The sequence below is a fragment of the Microcystis sp. M113S1 genome (assembly GCF_020246945.1).
GTDB lineage: Bacteria > Cyanobacteriota > Cyanobacteriia > Cyanobacteriales > Microcystaceae > Microcystis.
Genome location: NZ_JADBSA010000262.1, coordinates 1 through 6,519, shown reverse-complemented (window position 1 = coordinate 6,519; position 6,519 = coordinate 1). Strand labels below are relative to the sequence as shown.

General features: G+C 46.6%; 5 protein-coding genes. 4 read left to right on the top strand and 1 reads right to left on the bottom strand.

The genetic code is table 11. The features are described 5' to 3' along the window. Positions 1-294, bottom strand: a 294-nt coding sequence (locus IM319_RS13270; RefSeq protein ID WP_287735901.1) for an RRXRR domain-containing protein, incomplete at its 3' end; no start/stop codon positions are given. A 673-nt stretch (positions 295-967) separates the two neighbouring features. Here IM319_RS13270 and IM319_RS13265 point away from each other — a divergent pair. The 4 genes from IM319_RS13265 (at position 968) to IM319_RS13250 (ending at position 6,401) form a co-directional block, all read left to right on the top strand. Beyond that, positions 968-2,158 carry a DUF3747 domain-containing protein gene (locus IM319_RS13265; RefSeq protein ID WP_287685734.1) on the top strand — a complete coding sequence of 397 codons (1,191 nt, stop codon included), beginning with the start codon at positions 968-970 and terminating at the stop codon, positions 2,156-2,158. A gap of 387 nt (positions 2,159-2,545) precedes the next feature. After that, positions 2,546-4,075, top strand: coding sequence for a glucose-6-phosphate dehydrogenase (zwf, locus tag IM319_RS13260; protein ID WP_287078655.1), 1,530 nt, complete (start codon positions 2,546-2,548; stop codon positions 4,073-4,075). 231 nt (positions 4,076-4,306) lie between these two features. Then, entirely contained in the window at positions 4,307-5,662 is a 1,356-nt protein-coding gene (opcA, locus tag IM319_RS13255) for a glucose-6-phosphate dehydrogenase assembly protein OpcA (protein WP_286825415.1), read from the top strand. A 157-nt stretch (positions 5,663-5,819) separates the two neighbouring features. Beyond that, positions 5,820-6,401 carry a Uma2 family endonuclease gene (locus IM319_RS13250; protein ID WP_287078657.1) on the top strand — a complete coding sequence of 194 codons (582 nt, stop codon included), beginning with the start codon at positions 5,820-5,822 and terminating at the stop codon, positions 6,399-6,401. Positions 6,402-6,519: the final 118 nt, after the last annotated feature.

Genomic DNA, 6,519 nt, shown 5'->3' with positions numbered 1-6,519 from the left:
TCTATTGTCCATGCGCTCTTTTACTCGTTTAAAAGGAAGTTCTAAGTGAGCTTTCCAAAGAGTAAAAAGAGAGGATTGAACGCCAATTCCAGAGAATAATTTACCCGGGTCAATACCAATGGCAATCGGTTGGGTTTTGTTGTTAGAGGATTCATCGGTTAGCTGGACATAGAAAATACCTAAGTCGTTGAATTTACCGATGGCTTTTCCTTCTTTAATCCACCGTCTGGCCCGACTGGGTTTGGTGGGCATCAACGGTTTTCCGTCTTTTGAGATAACAGGAACTCTTGGCATGGAGATAATCCTTAAGAGTGAAGTTAATGTCCCTTACCGCAACACAATCAAGATGTCTTGTCTAACAACGCTTTACCAATAAAGCTTAGAGGGAATCCGAACTAGGGAAGTATTCGGAGGTCTGTGCCAGATTGTGTCTCGATGCGGTAGTCTCTACTTGCGTCGCCTAAATTGGTCTAGGCAAGCCCCGTCGCTTTTAGGGCGGGGTTAGTGACAATTGTTTACCTCACACACACCAAAGAAAAGGCAATGGCTCACCAGAGCTAATGAACTATGATAATTTACCTCAGCACTGATAGCCCTCAATCGATTAACTGCAATTTTTTAGGCAATTATTGGGCTTAAATCCTGTGAGGAAGTCAAGGGCTGCGGCCAATTAAAAGCCTCTCTCCCCATCTTAGCCTAAGACTCGAATGGCTGGCTAAAATTTTCAACAGTTCGCCAAAATCTCCCCAGTTTCAACAGCTAACCGAATTAATATTGATCAACCCACCAGTTCCATCAGAATATTGCCAGGATAAATAGGTTCGGAAATTGAAGATTGAGAGAAAACTTGTGCGGACAGACAACAATCCGGCGCAGTCTGGAACAACAACCGGAAGCATTCAGTCTTAGAATATTGGGACTAGCACGTCTATTTTTACTGCAAAAATCGTCTTATAGATTAAAGATTATGAAAGCCAGATTATCGATCGCCCTAACCGCCCTAATGACCTTGGGCATAACTGCCACACCAGCGGTCAACTTTGACGAACAGGACATCGAGCAGACCCAGGTAATAGCGATCGCTCGTCCCTACGGAGGTAATAAATTTGACCTGCTAGTATTGGAACAAATCCAGGGAAAACAGAAGTGTTGGAGCGAAAGCGGCTCAAATCCCGTCATGATCGACCCGCTGCTCCTCAACTTTGACTTTACCGGCATTTGTCGCCGCGCCACCGATAGTAATGGTTATTCTATCCGTCTCGATGGCCGGGATTTTGGGCTAGATTACATCCTGCGTATTGTGGAACGCAATGGCCAATTATACTTAGTGGGAACTCCCCGGGATGCTCGCAGACCGGAATTAGTGGTGGGAAGAACCCGAGGAATGCAAACAGGATTTATGAAAATTATCCTCGAACCGGGTTGGAGATTTAGCCGTCGTACTTTCCAAGGCAAAAGTTTAGGCCACTTCTACTTTAGCGGCAAAGAAGCGGAAGTTCTCGCAGCTGGCGGCAGACCTCCCATCAACGAAACCACTCCCCCCCCCACTTCCGGGGCCAGTTTTCAGGATATTAGCGGCGATATCTATAAAACTGAGATTGAAAAAGCAATCGCGCTTGGGGTAGTGGCCGGTTTTAAAGAAGATAACACCTTCCGCCCCGAAAATCCCGTCACCAGGGAACAATTCGTCTCGATGATTATTGAAGGGATGGGAACTGTCACCAAAATTAACCTAGAAGCGATTCCCCCCGGCAGCGGCAGTTTTAACGACGTAGAAGCGACGCGCTGGAGTGCCCAAAAAATCCAATGGGCCCGGGCTAATGGTATTGTTGCTGGCAAAGCTAACGGCGAATTCCGTCCCACCGACCCCATCACTAGGGCCGAATTGATGGCGATTCTCAAACAGGCCGCCACCTACCTGAAAACTCAGCAAAAACAAGCCCCCGATTTAGCCCAAACTAAAACCCCCGTCAATTTTTCTGATACTTCCGGTCATTGGGCTGCCAGTTTAATTACCCAGATGTCGGGATTTTGCGGTGTGGCCTCTCCCTTGAACGAACAGGGTAGTTCTTTTGTACCAAATGACCCCGCCCGTCGTAACTACGCAGCAGCCGCCATTGTCCGTACCCTCGATTGTGTTAAAACCGCCAAAAAATAACGGCCTCTCCTCAATCAGGGTTTGCTGAAAAAGTTTTTCCTAGGGGTAGGGTGTGGGGTGTGGGGTTTTATCCATTTTTAGGTGGTCAATTACCTAATTTTCAGGGAAAAAGTCCCCCAATTTTCCCCCCGCTCACTCCCAGACCCCGAACTTTTTGATTTCAAAAAAGCCTAGGCACTCATGCAAAAGGAGGAATAAATAATCAGTCTTTAATAACCAGATTTAATATAATTACTGTTTACTGATCACTGATCACTGATCACTGATCACTGATTACTGATCACTGATCACTGATCACTGATTGTGGTTGTTAATTTTTACTTTAGGTATGCCGTCGAGTATTATCGCTAAACTGGGAAATAATGCACCTCGGCTAGACAAAATCCTATGGTAAAGCTGCTCGAAAATCCTCTCCGAGTGGGATTGCGACAAGAAAGAACCCCAGAACCCCTAATTTTAGTCATTTTTGGGGCATCGGGAGACTTAACCCAAAGAAAACTGGTTCCTGCCCTCTATCAACTGAAACGGGAAAGACGACTGCCGGCCGAATTAACCATCGTCGGTACAGCGCGCCGAGAGTGGAGTCATGATTATTTTCGCCAACAGATGCGCCAAGGCATCGAAGAATTTTCTGACGGGATTGGTAGTGAGGAATATTGGCAAGACTTCGCCCAAGGCTTGTACTATTTCCCCGGCAACATGGACGATCCAGAAAGTTACGCCAAAATGAAAGTCTTTCTGGAAGAATTAGACGGAATGCGGGGAACCCGCGGCAATCGAGTCTTTTATCTAGCGGTTTCTCCTAATTTCTTTCCCCCCGGCCTTAAAAACCTTGGGGCGGCCGGAATGCTTACAGACCCAATTAAACACCGGTTAGTGATCGAAAAACCCTTTGGCAAAGACCTCAGTTCTGCCCAAGTTCTCAATCGAGTCGTACAAGAGGTTTGTCAGGAGAACCAAGTTTATCGCATTGACCACTATTTAGGCAAGGAAACCGTCCAAAACTTACTGGTGTTCCGATTTGCTAACGCCATCTTTGAACCCCTCTGGAATCGTCAATTTATCGATCACGTCCAGATTACCGTGGCCGAAACCGTGGGAGTGGAGGATCGGGCCGGATATTACGAAAAATCGGGGGCTTTGCGGGATATGGTGCAAAATCACCTGATGCAGTTATTCTGCTTAACGGCGATGGAAGCACCCAACGCTATTAACGCTGATAGTATCCGCGGCGAAAAAGTCAAAGTCCTGCAAGCGACTCACCTGGCCGATATCAATAACCTAGAAAAATCCGCCATCCGCGGCCAGTATAAAGCCGGTTGGATGAAAGGAAAACCCATTCCGGGCTATCGGGAAGAACCGGGGGTTAATCCGGAATCCACCACTCCCACCTACGTGGCCATGAAATTAATCGTCGATAACTGGCGTTGGCAGGGTGTCCCCTTCTATCTGCGTACGGGTAAACGTCTGCCCAAAAAAGTTTCCGAGATTGCCATCCAATTCCGCAATGTGCCGTTATTAATCTTCCAATCGGCAGCCCAACAAACTAATGCAAATGTACTGAGTCTGCGAATTCAGCCTAATGAAGGTATTGCCCTGCGTTTTGAGGCAAAAATGCCGGGGTCGGAATTACGCACGCGCACGGTAGAAATGGACTTTAGTTATGGTTCCTCCTTCGGTGTTGCCAGCGCTGATGCCTATAATCGCCTACTTTTAGACGCTATGCTAGGAGATCAAACCCTATTTACCCGTTCTGACGAGGTAGAAGAAGCATGGCGCATCGTTACTCCCGCTCTCGCCGCTTGGGACGCTCCCGCCGATCCTGCCTCCGTACCCCAATACGAAGCGGGTACTTGGGAACCCACAGAAGCGGAATTTCTCCTTAACCGCGATGGCCGTCGTTGGCGACGACTCTAATACAGTGAACAGTAATCAGTGAGCAGTAAACAGTAATCAGTGAGCAGTAAACAGTGAGCAGTAAACAGTGAGCAGTAAACAGTTAAAAGGCAGCTCCGAGCTTGTCGCTTAATACTATTCACTAAAAACTCACACCTGATAACTGATAACTGATAACTGGTAACTGATAACTGGTAACTGATAACTGATAACTGGTAACTGGTAACTGATAACTGATAACTGATAACTGACATGACCACCCAAAGCCCCCCCATTGTCTCCCTGCAAGCACCGAAAGATGTTTCCATCGATGTGATCGAGCAGGAACTGCGCGATATCTGGCAATCCTATAATGATAATGAGGATGGTATGGCCGCCACCCGGGCCACCACCTTTAGCTTTATTGTCTATGAACCCGATGCGGTACAGGAATTGTTAACCCTTCTCGGCTATTACACCGGCCCGATTGATGGTATTGCCGGTCCCCGGACCCACGCCGCGATCAAAGTCGCCCAGAAGGACCTAGAACTAGAAGTAACCGGGCTTTCTAGCGATGAATTTGTCGCTCGGTTAAGGGCAGCCTGGGAAGCGGAAAAAAACGCCGAGGACGGGGCTAATCATCGTCAATACGCCGCCGATTTGGATGCGATTGGGGTCGCAGATGCGATCGCTGCTTCCAATCCCTGTCGCATTATTACCCTCTGTCCCACCGCCGAGGCCGATGAAGGGGTAAAAGCCTCCGTTTCTGCCTATTGTCCCGTCAACAAACGTAGTCAGAACACTTTAGTTTGCTGTGAATACGTCACTTTAAGCGGTACGGCGGAAGCTTTGGAACGAATTGGCGGCATTATTTCCGAGTTAACTATTCCCAGTTTGCCCAAATTTCTCTGGTGGAAAGCTAGTCCCGATGCGGAATATGGACTATTTAAGCGTCTGGCCAGTCAATGTGATACGATTATCGTCGATTCCAGCACTTTTCGGGAACCGGAAACGGAACTGCTGCAAGTGGGGGATTTACTAGCAACAGATGTACCATTGGCTGACCTGAACTGGAGTCGTCTCGCCCCTTGGCAAGAACTAACCGCCGAGGCTTTTGATCCACCGGAGCGCCGGGATGCTATTCTGGAAGTCGATCGCATCACTATTGATTATGAAAAGGGCAATCCTTGCCAAGCTTTTATGTTCCTCGGTTGGATGGCCAGCCGGTTACAATGGCGACCAGTGGGATATAGTCACCGGTCGGGAGATTACGCTATTCATCGGATTAGCTTCCTCGGTCAGGACCAGCGTTTAATTGAAGCAGAATTAGCTGGTATTCCCGTGGCCGATTGGGGTGAGGTACAAGGGGATCTGATTAGTATTAAACTCAGTTCTACTAATCTTCAGGCTGATTGTTGTACGGTAATTTGTTCGGGAACTACCGGCTGTATGCGGATGGAAGCTTCGGGAGGGGCCCAATCTTGCCGCATTGAACAAGTAGCCCATCTGGAAGACCAAAAAACAGAAACTCTGCTAGGTAAACAGTTGCAGCGTTGGGGCAAGGACGTGCTTTATCAAGAAAGCATGAAAGTCACCGGCGCTATCCTCAAATTATCCCGACCGGATTAACAAATTAGCAACAATAATCCCACCCACTTTGGAGAGACCTGGTTAACAAGGTCTCTCGATATTTATACGGCAGTCAGCACCTGATTAAAACCGATAATTGTACCTTTTCAGAAAACAGGTTATTATAAAGACAGAGCTTTGCTTTCAAGGGGGCAATATGGTCGCAACCACTGAGAAACGCTACACAGTCGCAGAATACTTTCAACTAGAGGAAACTGCCACCGACAGACACGAGTATCGAGATGGAGAAATTATTATTATGACTGGGGGAACTCCTAACCATAATCGCATTGCGGGAAATTTTTACAGAAGATTTCCCTTAACTATCCAGAATCAAGCCTATGATATATTTATCACCGATCTACGCTTGGCCATACCCACCTATAATGTATACACCTATCCCGATCTTATGATCGTTAAGGGGGAACCAATTCTTGAAAGAGGACGCACCGATACGATTACCAATCCACAGGTGATTATCGAGGTTTTATCAAAATCTACTCAAGACTATAATCGGGGTGATAAGTTTAAGTTTTATCGCTCTCTTAATAGTTTTGAAGAATATATTTTAATCGATCAATATGGTTATTATATCGAACAATTTCATAAAAGAGGCGATCATTGGGCATTTCGGGATTATCACGATCAAGAAGCGATTTTAACTTTGTTTTCTCTAGATTTTCAAATATCCCTGACAGATTTATATCAGCGGGTGGATTTTACCGAAATTTTGGGTTAAAGCCCCGTCCTTTTAGGACGGCTTTTTAAACTATAGCTTGTTAACTTAACTTTTATTGTGCTATACTGATTTTATCTAAGTACCCCCTGCGTAAAATGTTTGTCTTAGAGTTTAAAGT